The 16,778-nt window shown below is 66.7% G+C and carries 14 protein-coding genes and 1 other RNA gene; 2 read left to right on the plus strand and 13 right to left on the minus strand.

What is annotated here, in order from left to right; translation table 11 throughout:
- Positions 1 to 66: 66 nt before the first annotated feature.
- From ACSQ27_RS07910 to dnaX, 5 genes are all read right to left on the minus strand, one after another.
- Complete coding sequence (locus ACSQ27_RS07910; RefSeq protein WP_436154905.1) at positions 67 to 1,116, minus strand: ABC transporter substrate-binding protein; 1,050 nt, start codon at positions 1,114 to 1,116, stop codon at positions 67 to 69.
- Between the two features lie 142 nt (positions 1,117 to 1,258).
- Positions 1,259 to 1,672, minus strand: a complete 414-nt coding sequence (locus ACSQ27_RS07915; protein ID WP_436154906.1) for an MAPEG family protein — start codon at positions 1,670 to 1,672, stop codon at positions 1,259 to 1,261.
- 78 nt (positions 1,673 to 1,750) lie between these two features.
- Positions 1,751 to 2,377, minus strand: coding sequence for a recombination mediator RecR (gene recR, locus ACSQ27_RS07920; protein WP_436154907.1), 627 nt, complete (start codon positions 2,375 to 2,377; stop codon positions 1,751 to 1,753).
- Positions 2,378 to 2,541: 164 nt separating this feature from the next.
- Positions 2,542 to 2,865, minus strand: coding sequence for a YbaB/EbfC family nucleoid-associated protein (locus ACSQ27_RS07925; protein ID WP_007871458.1), 324 nt, complete (start codon positions 2,863 to 2,865; stop codon positions 2,542 to 2,544).
- Positions 2,866 to 2,949: 84 nt separating this feature from the next.
- Positions 2,950 to 4,770, minus strand: a complete 1,821-nt coding sequence (gene dnaX / locus ACSQ27_RS07930) for a DNA polymerase III subunit gamma/tau (RefSeq protein WP_436154908.1) — start codon at positions 4,768 to 4,770, stop codon at positions 2,950 to 2,952.
- A 104-nt stretch (positions 4,771 to 4,874) separates the two neighbouring features.
- On the opposite strand from dnaX, the gene ffs reads away from it, so the two are divergent.
- Positions 4,875 to 4,971, plus strand: an RNA gene (gene ffs, locus ACSQ27_RS07935) — signal recognition particle sRNA small type.
- Between the two features lie 131 nt (positions 4,972 to 5,102).
- Here the strand turns inward: ffs and ACSQ27_RS07940 are convergent.
- From ACSQ27_RS07940 to ACSQ27_RS07960, 5 genes are all read right to left on the minus strand, one after another.
- Positions 5,103 to 5,579, minus strand: a complete 477-nt coding sequence (locus ACSQ27_RS07940; RefSeq protein WP_436154909.1) for a low molecular weight protein-tyrosine-phosphatase — start codon at positions 5,577 to 5,579, stop codon at positions 5,103 to 5,105.
- Between the two features lie 146 nt (positions 5,580 to 5,725).
- Positions 5,726 to 6,226 (minus strand): hypothetical protein, encoded by a 501-nt coding sequence (locus ACSQ27_RS07945; RefSeq protein ID WP_436154910.1) that lies wholly within the window; start codon positions 6,224 to 6,226, stop codon positions 5,726 to 5,728.
- Positions 6,227 to 6,458: 232 nt separating this feature from the next.
- Positions 6,459 to 6,740 (minus strand): hypothetical protein, encoded by a 282-nt coding sequence (locus ACSQ27_RS07950; RefSeq protein ID WP_436154911.1) that lies wholly within the window; start codon positions 6,738 to 6,740, stop codon positions 6,459 to 6,461.
- 71 nt (positions 6,741 to 6,811) lie between these two features.
- A complete protein-coding gene (locus ACSQ27_RS07955; RefSeq protein WP_436154912.1) occupies positions 6,812 to 7,036 on the minus strand; it encodes an AbrB/MazE/SpoVT family DNA-binding domain-containing protein in 225 nt (74 codons plus the stop codon).
- 134 nt (positions 7,037 to 7,170) lie between these two features.
- Positions 7,171 to 8,562 carry a TIGR03862 family flavoprotein gene (locus ACSQ27_RS07960; RefSeq protein ID WP_436154913.1) on the minus strand — a complete coding sequence of 464 codons (1,392 nt, stop codon included), beginning with the start codon at positions 8,560 to 8,562 and terminating at the stop codon, positions 7,171 to 7,173.
- Between the two features lie 422 nt (positions 8,563 to 8,984).
- Here ACSQ27_RS07960 and ACSQ27_RS07965 point away from each other — a divergent pair, with 422 nt between their 5' ends.
- Positions 8,985 to 10,127, plus strand: a complete 1,143-nt coding sequence (locus tag ACSQ27_RS07965; RefSeq protein ID WP_436154914.1) for an ABC transporter substrate-binding protein — start codon at positions 8,985 to 8,987, stop codon at positions 10,125 to 10,127.
- A gap of 21 nt (positions 10,128 to 10,148) precedes the next feature.
- On the opposite strand, the gene ACSQ27_RS07970 is transcribed toward ACSQ27_RS07965, so the two are convergent.
- The 3 genes from ACSQ27_RS07970 to ACSQ27_RS07980 are packed head-to-tail and all read right to left on the minus strand — an operon-like array spanning position 10,149 to position 16,719.
- Positions 10,149 to 10,781 carry a hypothetical protein gene (locus tag ACSQ27_RS07970; RefSeq protein WP_436154915.1) on the minus strand — a complete coding sequence of 211 codons (633 nt, stop codon included), beginning with the start codon at positions 10,779 to 10,781 and terminating at the stop codon, positions 10,149 to 10,151.
- Positions 10,782 to 10,825: 44 nt separating this feature from the next.
- A complete protein-coding gene (locus tag ACSQ27_RS07975; RefSeq protein ID WP_436154916.1) occupies positions 10,826 to 14,128 on the minus strand; it encodes a UvrD-helicase domain-containing protein in 3,303 nt (1,100 codons plus the stop codon).
- A complete protein-coding gene (locus tag ACSQ27_RS07980; protein ID WP_436154917.1) occupies positions 14,125 to 16,719 on the minus strand; it encodes a PD-(D/E)XK nuclease family protein in 2,595 nt (864 codons plus the stop codon). The genes ACSQ27_RS07975 and ACSQ27_RS07980 overlap by 4 nt, the downstream gene beginning before the upstream one ends.
- Positions 16,720 to 16,778 lie beyond the last annotated feature (59 nt).

The raw sequence follows: 16,778 nt of genomic DNA on the forward strand, positions 1-16,778 counted from the left end.
GCCCCAATACGCAGGAAAGGGACAGCGCGCCGCAGGCTCGGAGTGACGAGCGTGGGGGCTCCAGGCCTAGGCTTTGAATCGGTCCTTGGCCCGGCGTGAAAACTCGTTGGTATAGGTCTTCGCGAGATCGATCTTGTCGGCCTTGACCGTGGGGTCAAAGCTCGCCAGCGCCTTGAGCGCCGTGCGCGCGCCGTCGTCGGGAATGATGCCGTCCAGCGAAATCGACTCGCGCACCTTGTTGAAGGACGCCAGGTAGAGTGCGCGGTCGCCCAGCAGGTAGCTCTCCGGCACGGTCTTGATGATGTCGCCCGGGCCGGCCGTCTGCAGCCACTTGAGGCCGTGCACGATGGCATTGGCCAGCGCCTGGCAGGTGTTGGGATTCTTTTGCACGAACTCCAGGGGCGCATACAGGCAACCCGCCGGCATGGAACCGCCGAAGACTTCCACCGTGCCCTTGAGCGTGCGCGTGTCGCTGATGATCTTGACCTCGCCTTTTTGCTCTAGCATGGTCATCACCGGATCGGTGTTGCTCATCGCGTCGATCTGGCCCGAGCGCAGCGCGGTCAGCGCGCCGGCCGCCGTGCCCACACCGATAAAACTCACGTCGCCGGGTTTGAGGCCGGCACGCGACAGCACCAGGTTGGCCATCATGTTGGTCGACGAGCCCGGCGCCGACACGCCGATCTTCTTGCCCTTCAGGTCGGCCAGGCTCTTGTAGTTGGGCATGTTCCTGGTCGAGATGCCGAAGGCGATCTGCGGCGCCCTGCCCTGCAGCACAAAGGCCTGGAACATCTGGTTCTTGGACTGCAGGTTGATGGTGTGCTCAAACGCGCCCGAACACACGTCGGCCGAGCCGCCCACCACGGCCTGCAGCGCGCGCGCGCCGCCGGCGAAATCGCTGATCTCGATGTCCAGGCCCTCGGCCTTGAAGTAGCCCAGCTGCTCGGAGATCGTGAGCGGCAGGTAATAAAACGCGGCCTTGCCGCCGACCGCAATCGCGATCTTGCTCTTCTCAAGCTTGGGCTGGGCGCGCAGCGACGGGAATGCCAGCGTCGCCACGGCCAGCGCAGTGCCGCCGGCAAAGCCGCGGCGTGAAATCAGGGGATGGCGGTTCATGCAAAGCCTCTTTTCTTGTGGATGGCACAAGCTTATCGAGACGTAAAAAAACCCGCATCGGGGTCATCCCGTGCGGGTTTTTACCAAAAATGACGTGCCCGAGGTTACCAAAGGTTACCGCGGTTGATGCACGCCTCTTCTCTCAGCGATAGCCTGAAAAGAGGATGCAGATGTTGATGAAGAGCGCAAGGGCCCAGATGGCAGAGCGCGCTTTCGCCAGGTCGGCCACGTACATCATGATGTAGGCGATGCGCAGAAACACGAACAACAGGGCCAGGATGTCCAGGCGCGTCTGCCCGGCTTGCAGCAGGTGCGCAATGATCACCGCCGCGAAGAAAAACGGCAGCGCTTCAAAGGTGTTGTGCTGGGCCGCATTGGCGCGGCCGCGCCAGTCGGTTTGCCGCGCCAGCCAGCCGCGCGGGTTGTGGTTGTCAAAGCCGCCGTCGCGCCGCGGCGTGCCCATCATCCCGTACTTGGCGATCGCCGCGCAGGCGATCGGCAACAGCGCCGCGATCAGGACACACCAATAGGCAATGGTGAAGCGTGCGAATGTCATGGGTGGGTTCCTTTCGTTTGTTGTTGTGTCGTCGCGGCCGTTTTTTACTGCTTGCCGGAATCTAAAAAAAGCCGCCCCTCAGCGGCGGTCCACCAGCGCATGGGCAATCGTGCCCAGGTCCACGTATTCAAGTTCGCTGCCCACCGGCACGCCGCGCGCCAGGCGCGTCACCTGCACGCCGCGGCTTTTGAGCGCCTGGGCGATCACATGCGCCGTGGCCTCGCCTTCGGCCGTGAAGTTGGTCGCGAGGATCACTTCCTGCACCTCGCGCGACTCGGGCGGCAGCGCCTCGCCGCGCTCGTCCTTGGGCACGACACGGTCGAACAGCTTTTGCAGGCCGATGTCGTTGGGGCCTATGCCGTCCAGCGGGCTGAGCTTGCCCATCAGCACGAAATACAAACCCTTGTAGGCCAGGGTGCGCTCCAGCGCCGCCTGGTCGGCCGGCGTCTCGACCACACACAGCTTGCTGCGGTCGCGCTGCGGGTTCGCGCAGGTGGTGCAAAGCGCTTGCTCGGTCAGGGTGTTGCACAGGCTGCAGTGCCGCACGCTGCCGACCGCATGCTCGAGTGCGCGCGCGATCTGCAAGGCGCCCGGTTTGTCATGCTGCAGCAAATGAAAGGCCATGCGCGCCGCCGACTTGGCGCCCACGCCCGGCAGCTTGCGCAGCGCCTGGGTCAGGCCTTCGAGAGCGTTGGAGTCGGCCATGTGGAGAGCAAGCAGTCTGAAGTGAATAAAGAAAAAAGGCGTAGCGAGCGGGTTCAGGGCAAGGCGCGGGTGTCAGGCCACCGGAATGCACTTGAGGTGCATGAGGATGACCTGAACGGGACCCAAAACCGGGTATGAGCCGCCATGAGCCCAAGCGAGCCGTTTTAGAACGGCAGCTTCATGCCGGGTGGGAGGCCGGCTGTCAGCTTGCCCATCTTTTCCTGGCTGACTTCCTCAGCCTTGCGCACGGCGGCGTTAAAGGCCGCAGCCACCAGGTCTTCGAGCATGTCCTTGTCGTCGGCCAGCAGGCTGGGATCGATCTCGATGCGCTTGACGTCGTGCTTGCAGGTCATGGTGACCTTCACCAGGCCGGCGCCGGCCTCGGCCGTCACTTCGACAAAAGCCAGTTCGTCCTGGGCTTTCTTGATGTTGTCCTGCATGGCCTGGGCCTGCTTCATGAGGCCTGCGAGTTGTCCTTTGTTAAACATGGAGTCTTCCTTTTGAATCGTGAAATTGGGGAGTGTTGAGGCAGTGTCGGAGGCCTGGAATGCGTACTTACGAATTGTCTTTGATCATATCGACTTGGCGGCCAGCGGCCGTATGCTGCCGGGGACAATTTTCGCCCCCCAGTCGCGCATCATGTCCTGCACCAGCGGGTCGTTTTGTATCAGTTCCTCGGCCGCGCGCTGGCGCTCGGCCGCGGCGGCGCCATTGCGGCGGGCCGGGGTGTCGGTGACCGGGCCGACCTCCACCACCAGCTTGAGGGCCGGGTCGCCCACATGGGTTTGCAAGGCGGCCTGCAGCTTTTCGCGCGCGGCCGCCTGGTTCAGCGACTCGCGCTCCACCCGCAGCGTCCACAGCGCGCCGTCCTGGCTGCGCAATTCCGACTGCAGGCCCAGTTCGCGCGTCAGAGCCGCCACGGCCTCGGCCGCGACCAGCTGGTTGACCGTCTGGCCCCAGGCTTCGCCCAGGGGCACGGGCACCAACGGTGGGGGCGTGGTCGAAGGCGCGCTGGCCGGCGGGCGATGTGGCTGCTGCGGGGGCGCCGCCTGCACAGGCGGCGGCTCCGGCATGGCCGGGGCGCTCGCGGTGACATGGGGGGCGGCCTGCGCGCGCTCGGCCTGGGCGGCCGGAGGCGCCACAGGCGGCCGCCTTTCAAACGCCGGGGCCGGCGTTGCCGTCGCAGGCGCGGCGGCCGGCGCGGGCGTAGCGGCCCGCGCGACCTCAGGCTGAGGCTTTTTTCCAGGCTCGGCGGCACCCCCCACATGGGTGCTGGCCGAAGAAGCCGAGGGTTTGAAGGCCAGCAGGCGCAGCAGCACCATGGTCAGGCCCGCGTATTCGTCGGGCGCCAGGCCCAGCTCGCCGCGGCCGTGCAGGCACAGGCTGTAGAGCAGCTGGGTTTCATCGGCCGGCAGCGCGCGTGACAGCCGAGCCGTCTCGGCGATGTCCGGGTCGGCATCGTCGCCGCCCTCGCCCATCTCCGGCACGGCCTGCAGCACCGCCATGCGCTGCAACACCGTGGTCATTTCTTCGAGCGTGGAGGCCGCGCTCAGGCCGTTGAGGCGCAGCGCCTCCGAGGTTTCCACCACGGTCTTGCCGTCGCCACGCGCCAGCGCGTCGAGCAGGCGGTACACATAGCTGCGGTCCACGCTGCCCAGCATGGTGCGCACGCTGGCCTCCTCGAGCGAGCCTGAGCCGAAGGCGATGGCCTGGTCGGTCAAAGACAGCGCATCGCGCATGGAGCCGCGCGCCGCGCGCGCCAGCAGGCGCAGCGCCTGCGGCTCGGCCGGCACGTTCTCGACGCCCAGCACCTGCGTCAAATGTTCAAGCACCGTCTCGGGCGCCATGGGCCGCAGGTTGAACTGCAGGCAGCGCGACAGCACCGTGGCCGGCACTTTTTGCGGGTCGGTCGTGGCCAGCACGAACTTCAGGTATTCGGGAGGCTCTTCCAGCGTCTTGAGCATGGCGTTGAAGGCCGTGTTCGTGAGCATGTGAACTTCGTCGATCATGAAGACCTTGAAGCGGCCCACGACGGGTTTGTAAACGGCCTGCTCGAGCAGCTGGGCGATTTCATCAACCCCGCGGTTCGAGGCCGCGTCCAGCTCGGTGTAGTCGACAAACCGCCCGCTGTCGATGTCGGTACAGGCCTGGCACACACCACAGGGCGTGGCCGTGATGCCGCCCTGCCCATCCGGGCCCAGGCAGTTCAGCGACTTGGCCAGAATTCGCGAAATCGTCGTCTTGCCCACGCCCCGCGTGCCGGTGAACAGGTAAGCATGGTGCAAACGCTGGGTCGCCAGCGCATTGCCCAAGGCCTGCACCACATGCGACTGCCCCACCATTTCCGAGAAATTTTTGGGGCGGTATTTGCGGGCTAGGACGAGATAGGACATATCCGCCACATTCTAAATTGCGGAATGCCGTGTTTCGGGGGTGTTGGTCAGACTATGTTCCCCACGATGCAAGGGTCATTCCCAAGTCCCTTACAATCGGAGGTGACGGGCCTTCCCGCATGGTAAAGCGGCCAACCGGGTCAGGTGGGGAACCAAGCAGCCCTAACTGTGGAGCCAGTGCCGGGGTCAAGGCTCGTCACCTTATTCATCTCGAATCCGCGTTTCTTGCGGGTTTCATTCCCAGAGCGACGTTCGAAACCTCTCGCAGGTCTAGCGGTAACAAAGCGCTTATGTACCAGATTGCAAATCCGGCTAGCCCAGATGCCGTCCCGCTACAGCCGCAACTCAACGTGGCGCATCAACCCCTCGCAAGCATCCTCCACCAGATCCAGCACCTGCTCAAAGCCATCCTTGCCGCCGTAGTAGGGATCGGGCACCACCGGGCTGTCGTGCTTTAAACAAAACTCCGTGAGCCTGCGCACTTTGTGAAGATGCTCAGCGGGACACTCCTCCTGGACCAGAGCCAGGTTGTCCCAATCCATGGCCAGGATCAAATCGTGGCGCTCGAAATCCGCATCCGAAATCCGCCGGGCCCTGAGGCTTGAGAGGTTGTAGCCTCGCCTGGATGCATGCGCCTGGGAGCGTTCGTCGGGCGGGTTGCCGGGATGGTAGTTATGTGTGCCGGCCGAGTCGACCTGCACTTGTTCGCCGAGGCCACGCGCCATGACTTTGTGCTGAAACACGCCATGGGCCGTGGGGCTGCGGCAAATATTGCCCATGCAGACGAAGAGGACGGAATAAGGTTTCATTTAACGGGTGTGGGCCGCAACGTTGCCCTGCCAGTTCAACCCCGCGGCCTTTGATCTATCGGGCCATTTTAGGTTGCCGCCCCGCCTGTCCGGCCGGTCGCGCCAAAACCAGTCTGACGGGCCTGACGCCAAACCTCCAAGAGAACTCAACCGGGGGCGGCCCGCCCGGTGGCTTGCATGCCGGGCGCCGCTGTCGCCGGGTGATGATCGCGCTGGCGGCGTTCCCGCATCAGCGCCAGATGCAGCTGGTGCAAGGCGCCGACGCACTCCAGCACGATGGACTGGACCAGTTCAGCGGCTTCGCCGGCCTGCGACTTGGGTGCGGACGCGAGTTTTTCGCCGACGCTGAGCATGAGCCTGACCATGACGGCGCGAAACAGCGCGTCCCAATCGGCGATCGCGATGTCCAGCGGATCGTCGGCCAGGGGCGCTTCGAACTGCCGTGCGGTACCCGAAGCAAGATGGGCGTCCTCGGCGCTCACGCCGTCGCCTGTGGCCCAATCGCGCAGGACGTCCAACACAGAGTCGCTGGTGGTGGGCGAGTCGCGTCGGGATTCCTTCAGGAACTCGGGAGCGCTCAGCATGGCCAGTGCTGAATGCGCCAGCAGCTTGGGATGGGGGGCAGGTGAGGAAGCAAGTCGGATCATGGCAACCCTCGCTCAATATGGGTGCCGCACGGCGCTGCGGCAATGGACGGGCGATGCGTCCCTGCTGGGGCCGGCGATCACCTGTCTTCTTGTAGGCGGCCTGTAGCGGCCCGTCTGTGCGGTGCCGCACACAGGCTAAGCATGGGTCAGTGCAGCAGTTGCGCGTAGGTCTTGCGGTCGCTTGCGTAGCAGCTCCGGGAGGCATTTCGGCCTACCCGGGGGCTAGCCGGACCTACCGGGCCGCCTCTTCAATCGCCTCGGTGGTCTGCAGCGCATGCTGCGCGATCTGCGCCGAGGCCAATGCCAGCGAGGCGAGCGCGTAAGTGCCGCTGATGATGCCTTTGTAGGCCACTTCGGCCGCGATGGCGTCCTGACCCAGGCCTTCGGTGGCGGCAATGATGCAGGCTTCGACGCTGTCCAGGCCGGCGTCGCCGAAGAGCTCTTCGCCTTCGTAGCTCACGCGGTACTCGAACTCCTCTTGCATCATGGGTTCGATGCTGAAACGGACAATCATGGCAAGCTCCTTTTTATTGGCGACATCACTTTTTTCCGGGTCGAAGGTCTGCTTGTCGACTCAACGCCGGCTCATTTGGCAAGCTGGTGGAAGGTGTCGCGGTGTTCACGCATGAATTCACGGCCGGCCTGGATCTGCTCGTTCAAAGCGGGGCTGTTAGGCGTGATGGCGTAACCGTCCGGCGTTTCCGTAAGAAACACGGAATCGCCCTTTTCAAGCTTGAGCCGCTCCAGCACCTCACGCGGCAAGATCAAGCCGATGGCATCGCCAATTTGAGTCAATTTGAGGGTGTGCATGGCATACGCCTTTAAGTTATAGCGAATGTAATACCAATCCAAACCAGGGCTTTGCACCACCCTGGTGATGCCCAAGGCGAGCAAGGCAAAGACGCCTCACTAATTAGTAGCGCTTGAGTCCCGCGCCTGTCAGGCTACAGGCCGAAGTGCGCAATGACGCCCTGCCCCGCGGCGCGGCCGCTGGCGAAGCAGGCGGTCAGCAGGTAGCCGCCCGTAGGCGCCTCCCAGTCCAGCATCTCGCCGGCGCAAAACACGGGCTGGCCCGGGCCCTGGAGCTTTTGTAATTGCAATGTCGCATCCATGGCTTCGAACATCACGCCGCCCGCGGTGCTGATGGCTTCGTCTAAAGGCCGGACGGCGGTGACACGCACCGGCAGGGCCTTGATGCCGGCGGCCAGGCGCACCGGGTCGGCGATGGCGTCCTTGCCCAGCAATTCGTAGAGCATGGCGGCCTTGATGCCGTCCAGGTTGAGCCGGCTTTTGAGATGGCTGGAGAGGGAGCGCGAACCGCGCGGGTGGCGCACCTCGACCAGCACCTGCTCGGCGGATTTGTCGGGCAGCAGGTCCAGCATGAAGGTGGCGCTGCCGTGGGCGGCGATCTCGTCGCGCAGCAAATGGGAGGCGGCATAGACCAGGCTGCCTTCGACGCCGGTGGTGGTGGCGATGAACTCGCCCTTGCGGCTGAAGCTGCGGCCGCGTGAATCGGTGAAGTGGATGGCGACGGACTTGAAGGGCTGGCCGGCGAAACGGCTGGCGAAGTGTTCGGTCCAGCCGGTGTGGGGCTGCGGGCTTTTGCCTATGAGCTCCTGTAAAAATTCGCGGCGGGTTTCGCCGGTCTCGGTGATCGCCTCTTGCAGCTGCGCGGGGCTGTCGGGGCGCGCCGCGACGTCAAAGCCACAGTTCGCAGGCAGCAGCGGCGCGACCGCCACGCCGCGCGCGGCCAGCAGCGGCACCCAGGCGCCGTCGGACCCCAGCCGTGCCCAACTGCCGCCGCCCAGCGCCAGCACCACGGCATCGGCCTGCGCCAGCACTTCGCCGGTGGGTGTTGAAAACTTCAGCGCGCCGTCGCCGGCCCAGCCCAGCCAGCGATGCCGCATGGAAAATTTCACGCTGGCATTGCGCAAGCGCTGCAGCCAGGCGCGCAGCAGCGGCGCGGCCTTCATGTCCTTGGGAAACACGCGGCCGGAGCTGCCGATAAAGGTTTCCACGCCCAGGGCCTCGGCCCAGGCGCGCAGCTCGGCCGCACCAAAGGCGGCCAGCAAGGGCTGCAGTTGTGCGGCGCGCTCGCCGTAGCGGCTGAGGAAAATCTGCGGCGGCTCGGAGTGCGTGAGGTTGAGCCCGCCTATGCCGGCCAGCAAAAACTTGCGGCCCACCGAGGGCATGGCGTCGTACACCTGCACGGACACGGCAGCCCCGGCGCCGGCCAGCGCCTCGGCGGCCATCAGGCCGGCGGGGCCGCCGCCGATGACGGCCACGCGCAGTGCGGCGGCGGGTGTTGATTCAGGAGGGGTGGTGCCAGGTGTCAAGGGGGTTCCGCGTGCAGCGGTCACAGGTTAAACAGAGAAGAAAAAAAGCGGAACGTTCGCGGTGGCGAAGGGCAAAGCGTCAAGGGCGGACGCGCCGGGTCGGAACAGGGATGGCCTGATTATTACAGGGGCGCGACAAAGGCTTGCCGGGGATGGCATTGTGTGCGCACATTTCGTGCGATCAGGCCTCTCCAGAAAGGCCTGGCAAAGGTGCTCCGTGATTTCTTCGCAACAGGTGCGGACAGCAAAACCACACGCGCTTAGTACGAACAACTTAAGCAAATCTCAAAATCTGAGACTGGGCCGAAAAATTGTTGGATGAAGCTCGCGGTCCTCACCAAAGCGCCGCATACCCCATGCTAGGATTAATAAGCGTGCTTACCATCTCGGAAATCGCGCGTCCTCAAAAACCGGAGACCCGATTGAACAAGCCGACCGCTCTTCCCTTCGCCCGCAGGCGTTTTCTTCAGCAATGCGGGACGGCCGCGGCGGTTTTCGCGGCGCCTTCCTGGGCCCAGTCCCGCACGCTGCGCCTGGGCACCACGGTGGACCAGACCGGCCTGGAAAAAGGCATAGGCGGCGACCTGGTGAAAGGCGCGACAGCCTATTTCAACGCCCTGAACAAGGCCGGCGGCATCAACGGCGCCAAGGTCGAGCTGGTCACGGCGGACGACCAGTTCAAGCCGGACCTCGCCAAGGCCAATGCACTGGCCTTCCAGGCCGACAACTCAGTGCTCGGCATCCTGAGCCCGCTGGGCACGCGCCCTTGCGCGGCCATTGTGGAAACCATTCGCGATTTCGCGGTGGTGGGCCCGGTCGCCGGCGCCGCGGCGGTGCGCAAGAACAGCCCGCCCAATGTGTTCTGGGTGCGCGCGACCTTTGACGCCGAAATCGAAAAACTGATCCACACCGCCGTGACGCTGGGCACCACGCGCATCGGCATCGTGCACCCCAAGGACCCGCTGGGCTTGTCCATCCTGGCATCCTTCCAGAAGGTCATGGCCGAGGTGAAGCTGGAGCCGGCGATCATCGCCACCACGCCGACCAACACCAGCACCGACGTGGAACCCGCGGCCAAGGCCATCGCCAAGGTGCAGCCGCAGGTGGTCATCATGGTGCTGTCGGGCGTGGCGCCGCTGTTCGTGAAAGCCCTGCGCGACGCGGGCGGCACCAGCACGGTCTACGGCTTGTCCAACGCAGCCAGCGCGGTCAACATCGCGGCCATGGGCGAGAAGGGGCGCGGCGTGGGTTTCGCCATCATCGTGCCCTCGCCGATGTCCAACAAAAACACGCTGGTGCGCAGCTACCAGGCCGACATGCAGGCCAGCGGCTGGAAGGACTACACGCTGTTCGGCCTGGAAGCCTACGTCAACGCCCGCGTGATGGCCGAAGGCCTGCGCCGCGGCGGCGCCAAGGTGACGCGGGACTCGCTGATCACCGCGCTGGACGGCATCACCAATTTCGACCTGGGCGGCATGCGCGTCAGCTATGGCAACGGCCACCGCGTGGGCAGCACCTTTGTCGACGTGGGCGTGGTGGGCTTCGACGGCCGGCTGTTGACCTGACCGGCTTTTCAGGCGCTTTGTTTACATGGGTGGCGCAAAACCATTGCGCCCGACGATCACACGCAACGCGGTCGGCTTGCCGTCTTGCTCCTGCGCGGTGATCATGACTTTGGCACCGGGCACCAGCAACACGCTCTCATCGGCCTTGCCGGGCTTGAAGGACACCACGGGCACGCCTGGCGGAACGATCACGGTCTTTTCGCCGTCCTTGTAGCGCAGCGTGAGCTTTTGCCCGCCGGGCACCGTGGAGGGCGCGGCGGCCAGGTCGGCCACGGTGGCATTGGTCATGGTGCTTTCGGGCCGCAAGTCCCAGGGCCGGTGGCCTTCGCCGGTGCCGCGCGCGGCCTCTGGAAACACCACCACTTCGAGTGCCAGCTGGCTGCCGTCGGCCTGCGGCATGGCGGCCGTGCCTATGTAGCTGCCGGGCTTGATGTCGGCCAGCGCCAGCGGGTAGACCTCCGAGACATCCATCGCGGCGGGCCGCACCAGCGTGATGACTTCGCCGCTGCGTTCCCTGACGGTGAGGCTGGTGGCGTCGACTTTTTCAATCGTGGCGCGCAGGCGCAGCGTGGGGTTGGCGGGCGCCTGCGCCATCGCGAGGGGAATGGCGGCCAGCAAGGCCAGTGAAACCGTCAGATGCTTGAACTTGAACATGGGTGCCTTCCGATCGGCATGGGTGCCGGGCAGGCTCGGTGAGATCACGCCACCACGACCACAGTTCCCTGCCCCGTCAGAAAAGCCGCCTGGACCGGCGCGCCCGGGTAAATGCGCTGGACTGCGGCGCGGTAAGCCTGCAGCTGCGCGACCAGGGCGGGCTGCCGCTGCGGGGCGATAGCCGATTTATAGTCGAGCACCCACCAGTGGCCTTCATGGCCGGCGTCCTTGCGCTGCACCAGGCGGTCCAGCCGCAGCGCCTGGCCGGCGTAGACCAGGTCGACCTCGTTGCCCTGCCAGGCCAGCACCTCGGGCCGCCAGGCCCAGGCGCCCTCGCCCGCCAGGATGCGGCCGGCCAGCACAGCCGACTGCGCGGCCTGGGCCGGGCTCAGGCGGAACTCGCGGGCCGCAGCCGCCACCTGTTCGGGCGACAGCGCGCCGCCCCATTCGAGCAAACGGTGCATGCCCTTGCCTATGCGCGCTTTCAGGGAATCCTCGTCCACATGCTCAAAGGCGGGGGGATCCGGCATCAGGCTTTCGGGCAGCTCGGGCAATTCCGGCAGGTAGAACACGCCGGCATCCGCAGCCTCGGGGCGCAGGCCCGCGCTTTCGTCAGCCACAGGCGCGGGCAATTCGGCCAGCAGGCCCTGCAGACGCTGCCACCAGCTTTCGGTGGTCGCGCGGTAGGGTTCTATGGAAGAGATGACCAGGGTGTGGCGCGCGCGCGTGAGGGCCACATACAACGCATTGAGTTCTTCGCGCTTGCGCGCGGCCTGTTCGGCGGCCAGGGTGTCGGCGGCGCAGGCCGGCGGGCGGCTTTCGCTGACCAGGAACACAAACTTGCGCGGCTCGGTCGCCTCGCCGGGCCAGTCGACCAGCACGCCCATGCTGTCGGCATTGCGCTCGACGGTGTCGGTGTCCAGCAGCAACACGGCGTCGGCTTCCAGGCCCTTGGCGCCGTGGATGGTCAACAGGCGCACCGCCTCGCTGCTGACGGTGGCCGGCGCCTGCGTGCCGCCGGCCTTGAGGGCGCGCACAAAACCGTAGGGGGTGGCGTAGCGGCCGCCGTCAAGCTCCAGCGACACACCGAGCAGCGCGCGCAAATTGGCCAGCACCGCGCCACGCTGCGCGGCCGGCGCCGCGGCACCAAAGCGCGCGAGCACGTCGCCGTCGTCATAAATGCCTTGCAGCGCGTCGTGCGGCGGCAGGCTGTCGAGCCAGCTTTTCCAGCGCGCGAGTATTTCGCCCAGGCCTTGCAGTTCGGGCGTCAGCAGTTCTTCTTTTTGAAGCAACTCGTACCAGGGAGCGCCGTGTTCGCGCTGCAGCAGCGCGAGTTGCACCAATTCCTGATCAGCCAGACCGAACAGCGGCGAGCGCAGCGCGCGCGCCAAAGACAAATCATGCTGCGGCGAGACCAGCACGTCGAGCAGCGCCACCATGTCCAGCACTTCGCAGCAGTCGATCAACTCGGTTTTTTCGCCTACCTGGGCGGGGATGTGCAGGGCCCGCAGTTCGTCCTGCAACGGCAAGAGGCCTGCGCGTTTGCGCGACAGCACCATCACGTCCTGGGGCCGCAGCCCGCCGGCGATCTGCTCTGATATCCATGCTGCGGCTTGCCGGGCCTCGCGCGTGCGCAGGGTTTCCTCGGGCAGTTCACGCGGCATGGTCAGGCTGTCGCGCCAGCCGGCGGCCAGCGGCGAGGCTTCCTCTTCATCCTTGTTGCGCGGGATGGCCGGCAGCCGGCCCACGGCGCCGGCCAGGCCCGAGGCCGTGGTGTGCTCGCGAAAACCGTCATAGCCGTCGGCCTCGCGCGCCGTGGCCATGGCGGCATTGACGGTGTCGATGACCGCCTCGGCGTTGCGGCGCGTATGGTCGCAACTCAGCAAATCGCCGCCCAGGCCGTGCACCACAAAAGCCTGCGCGGCGCGGAACACCTGCGGCTCTGCGCGGCGGAAACGGTAAATGCTTTGTTTGGGGTCGCCCACCAGGAACACGCTGGGTGCCGTACCCGCACCCGAATAGCCGATAAGCCAGGCATACAGGGCCTGCCACTGCAGCGGGTTGGTGTCCTGGAACTCGTCGATCATCAGGTGGCGTATGCGCGCGTCCAGGCGCTCCTGCACCCAGCCCGAGAGCACAGGGTCTGCCAGCATCAGCAGCGCGGCGCGCTCGACGTCGTTCATGTCGACCCAGCCGCGTTCGCGCTTGAGGGCGGTGAACTGCGCGATCAGCACGCGGGTCAGGCGCGCCAGGCGCTGCTGGTATTGCCAGGCGTCGTGCTGCTGCCGGGCGGCGGCCACACGCAGCACCAGGTCCTGGGCAATGCGCACCTGTTCGATGCCGATGATTTTTTCGCCGAACTTGCGCGGCGTGCCTTTTTCGGTCAGCAGGGCCGCGATGGCGGCCGGGATGTCGCCGGCCGTCAGCGCCTGTTCGAGCTCCACGCCCTTGGCCGAAAAGGTCGGCGCGCTGGCGCGGCCCAGCGCGATGGCCGCGTCCCTCAGGGTCTGCCGGTGGAAGCGGTTGCTGCTGAGCAGCTCTTCGGGTTCATCCAGGCCGCCGAATTCGGTGAACTGCGCCGTGAAGGGCTGCACCGAGGCGGCGATCACGCCTTTTTCATCGGCCAGCGTGAACTCGGTGCGCTTGTCGAGCGCGGCCTGCAGGGCTTTGTCGGCCTGGAAGCGGCCGTGCGCCAGCACCACGGATTCAAAGTCGGCCTTGAGCGCGCCATCGGCCGCGACCGCCGCGTAAAAGCGCCGCCAGACCAGCGCGCGCGCGGGCGCGTCGTCTTCCAGCAGTTCGTAGTTGACGGGCAGCTCGAGCCGCTGCAGCACCGCGACCGGCGCGCTGCGCAGCAAGGCCGCGAACCAGCTGTGGAAGGTGCGTATCTGCACCGAGCGCCCGCTGGCGAGGATGGAGCGGTACAGGCTGGACAACTGCTCGCGCACCTGCTGAGCGGCGTTGCGGCCTTTGGCGCTGCCGAGGTCCAGCCGCACGCCGCGCATTTCAAGCTCGCGCTGCAGGGTGGCGTCGTCGGCATGGGCGAAGGCCTTGAGCCAGTCGTCCAGGCGCTCGCGCATTTCGCCGGCGGCCTTCTTGGTGAAGGTGATGGCCAGGATCTCATGCGGCAAGACCTGCTGACCGGGCGCGGCGGTGGCGCCGTCCAGCAGGGCGCGGACGATGCGCGACACCAGCATCCAGGTCTTGCCGGCGCCGGCGCAGGCCTCGACCGCGACACTGCGGCGCGGGTCACAGGCAATCGCGTAAAACGCCTCGGCCGAGACCGACTCGCCGTTGCATTCGTAGGCGGCGGCGTGGGCGATCAGCGTGTTGGCCGGCGGGGTCATGCGCCCTCCTCCCCGGCCGTGGCTTCCTCGTCCAAAGTCCAGAAGTCCTTCCGGCAGAGGCCTCGGGCGGCGCAGTAGTCGCAGGCCTTGCCCTCGCCCAGCGCCGGTAACGCCGCGCCGCGCGCAATACGGGCCATGTCGGTCAGGATGCTGTCGATCAGCTCGTCGCGCAGGCCGACGATCTCGGCTTGCTCATAGGTTTTGGTCGGTTCTTTTTCGCCAAGGTTGACGTAGGCCGCGGCCAGGGTGTCGTCGCTGATGAGCGCGGCGTAGAAGGCCAGCTGGGTGTCTTCCTGGCCGTTCTTGATGCGCTCGGCCGTGGTAGCGCGCGGCTCGGTCTTGTAGTCGATCAGCAGCGCGTGGCCATCGGCCTGGCGGTCTATGCGGTCCAGCTTGCCCAGCAGCGTGAGTTCGCCCAATGGCATTTCGCGCCAGACCTCGGCTTCGTCAAACGCGGCGCCGGTGGCTTCATGCCCCGCCAGCCACGTCAGGTAACCCTCGCGCACCCCGGGCCAGGCGGCGGCAAAGGGCAGGAACTCGCTTTCGCCGAGCGCCAGTTCCTGCGCGGCCCGATCGGCCGCCGCATTGATCATGAGCACGCGCGCGGCCGGGTCGTCCGTGGGGGCCGCCTTGAGCGCCTCATGGAAATGCCGCAGCAGGCTGTGCAGCCAGTTGCCGAAGTCGCGCTTGCCGAGTTCGCTTTCAAGCTCCTCGGGCTCCTGCAGCTTGAGCTGGCGCAGCGCAAAAAACCGGTAGGGGCAGCGGCGCAGGTCTTCGTAGGCGCTGGCCGAGAGCCGCGTGAGGGGCAAGGCCTCGCCGGTCGGAAAGGGGTGCGGCGTGGGCTCGATCTCCACGGCGCGCAGGCTGCGCGGGTCGGCAGCGGGCGGCGTTGCCTCCGGAGCCTCATCGCGTTCTAGCAACAGCTCCTGCACAAAACCGCTGGGGATCAGGTGCTCGCCCGACTCGCTGGTCCGCCAGAGCACATCGACCCGCGACGCCTGCAAGGCGTAGCGCCAGGCTTGGCGGGCCGCGGCGGCCAGGGTTTCGCGCGAGGGCAGGCCCAGCAGTTTGCGCTGGGTGGGTGTCCACGGGCCGGCGGGTTCGGGCGACACCGGCAGGCGGATCTCGTCGCAGCCGGGCAGCACCACGGCGCGCATGGGCCGGCCCAGCAACTGCGGCAGCGGCAGGATCACGACCTGCTCGGCCGGCGGATGCGGCGGCGCGAACTTGCCGCCTTCCAGTGCCTGGTTGGCCCATTGGGTGAAATTGTTGAGGCGCATCACCGGCGAGGCCTGGAATTCAGCCTCGGCGCCTTCGTACAGCCGCAGCACCTCGAGCACGGCCTGGCCGGCTTCGTCCTGCGCCAGCGCATCCCACTGGCCGGCCGCCTGCAGCGCGGCGCGCAGGTCGCGCAGCCACACGGCCAGCGGGCGGGCGCGCGCCAGGGGCGCGCGCAACGCATTGGCCTGCAGGGCCAGCGGCTGGGTGGCCAGAAAGGCCGGCGGCACGATGTCTTCGGCCGCGAAGGCCGGCAGGTCGCGCCAGGCGCGCACGCCGACGCGGCGCAGCTCGGTCTCGGCGGCCGTCACCAGCATGGGTTCAAAGGCCGGTGCGTTCTTGAGCCAGTCGAGCACGGCGTCGGTGGATGCATCCCAGGGCAAGGCGCGCAGCAGGCTCATGAGGCCGGCGGCGGCGCGCGTGGTGGATAACTTCCAGCCGGTTTCGTCGCGCATGGCGATGCCGCGCTCGGCCAGCATGGCGCCGACACGGCGCGTCAGCTGCCGATCCTGCGCGATCAGGGCGACCGGGCTGCGCCCTTGCGCCAGATGGGCCAGCACGCAAGCAGCAGCGCGGCCGGCTTCGTCTTCGGCATCCTGGGCGGCATGCAGCGCGGGCGGGGGGTTGGCTTCAAAGGGAATGCACAAGGGGATCGACAGCGAGCGTTCCCCGAAATGCGCCTTAAGGGCCTCGGTCAGCGGGTCGGCCTGAAAGCCCTCAAGCACGGCGAACAGCGAGGGCTGGGCCTGGAACAGGCGGTCCGTGGGGTAGGCCGAGGCCGCGGCCCAGGCCAGCGCAATGCGGCCCACGGCGGCCTCGAGGGCGAGTACCGGCGAATCGATGCCTGCGCCCAGGGCCAGCGCGAGCTGCTCACTCCAGGCCCGGCGCCTCGCCGGCATGACGGCGGAAGCGACGCCGGCCAGGCTCCAGGCGGCCTCGACCAGGCGGGCGGCCAGCGCATCCTGCTGGCCACCCAGCCCGGCCCGGTCCAGCAGCGAGGCGGCCGTCAGCATGTCGACGGCGACGTCCATGCGCAAATCGTCGCCCGAGGGCGTGAACAGGCCCAAAGTGCCGCCCAGGCCGCCGGCCCAGTTCATGGTGGTCTCAAAACGCGGGACAAAAAAGGTGTCGCCGGCCTGCGCGGCCCAGGCCTGGCGCGCCTGCTGGATCAGCTGGGCATAGGGCAGCAGCACGACGGCTTCGGCCGGGTGCACGCCGCGCGCCGCTATCGCTTCGGCCAGCCCGGCCATGGCCTGGCGCCAGCAGAGCGCGTCGGGCGGAGCGGCGGAGGCGTCGGTGTGGGCAGATGGCATGGACAGGGTTGTGCGACGGGCAAGAGGGGAAAGTCGGGGCGGGCCGCAGGCGGATTGAG

Source organism: Polaromonas sp. LjRoot131 (assembly GCF_964252805.1).
Classification (GTDB): domain Bacteria; phylum Pseudomonadota; class Gammaproteobacteria; order Burkholderiales; family Burkholderiaceae_C; genus Polaromonas.

Excerpts from the sequence above, each read along its gene's own strand:
- ACSQ27_RS07910 (WP_436154905.1), bottom strand. The coding sequence starts at position 1,116 with ATGAACCGCCATCCCCTGATTTCACGCCGCGGCTTTGCCGGCGGCACT.
- ACSQ27_RS07915 (WP_436154906.1), bottom strand. The coding sequence starts at position 1,672 with ATGACATTCGCACGCTTCACCATTGCCTATTGGTGTGTCCTGATCGCG.
- recR (WP_436154907.1), bottom strand. The coding sequence starts at position 2,377 with ATGGCCGACTCCAACGCTCTCGAAGGCCTGACCCAGGCGCTGCGCAAG.
- ACSQ27_RS07925 (WP_007871458.1), bottom strand. The coding sequence starts at position 2,865 with ATGTTTAACAAAGGACAACTCGCAGGCCTCATGAAGCAGGCCCAGGCC.
- dnaX (WP_436154908.1), bottom strand. The coding sequence starts at position 4,770 with ATGTCCTATCTCGTCCTAGCCCGCAAATACCGCCCCAAAAATTTCTCG.
- ACSQ27_RS07940 (WP_436154909.1), bottom strand. The coding sequence starts at position 5,579 with ATGAAACCTTATTCCGTCCTCTTCGTCTGCATGGGCAATATTTGCCGC.
- ACSQ27_RS07945 (WP_436154910.1), bottom strand. The coding sequence starts at position 6,226 with ATGATCCGACTTGCTTCCTCACCTGCCCCCCATCCCAAGCTGCTGGCG.
- ACSQ27_RS07950 (WP_436154911.1), bottom strand. The coding sequence starts at position 6,740 with ATGATTGTCCGTTTCAGCATCGAACCCATGATGCAAGAGGAGTTCGAG.
- ACSQ27_RS07955 (WP_436154912.1), bottom strand. The coding sequence starts at position 7,036 with ATGCACACCCTCAAATTGACTCAAATTGGCGATGCCATCGGCTTGATC.
- ACSQ27_RS07970 (WP_436154915.1), bottom strand. The coding sequence starts at position 10,781 with ATGTTCAAGTTCAAGCATCTGACGGTTTCACTGGCCTTGCTGGCCGCC.
- ACSQ27_RS07975 (WP_436154916.1), bottom strand. The coding sequence starts at position 14,128 with ATGACCCCGCCGGCCAACACGCTGATCGCCCACGCCGCCGCCTACGAA.
- ACSQ27_RS07980 (WP_436154917.1), bottom strand. The coding sequence starts at position 16,719 with ATGCCATCTGCCCACACCGACGCCTCCGCCGCTCCGCCCGACGCGCTC.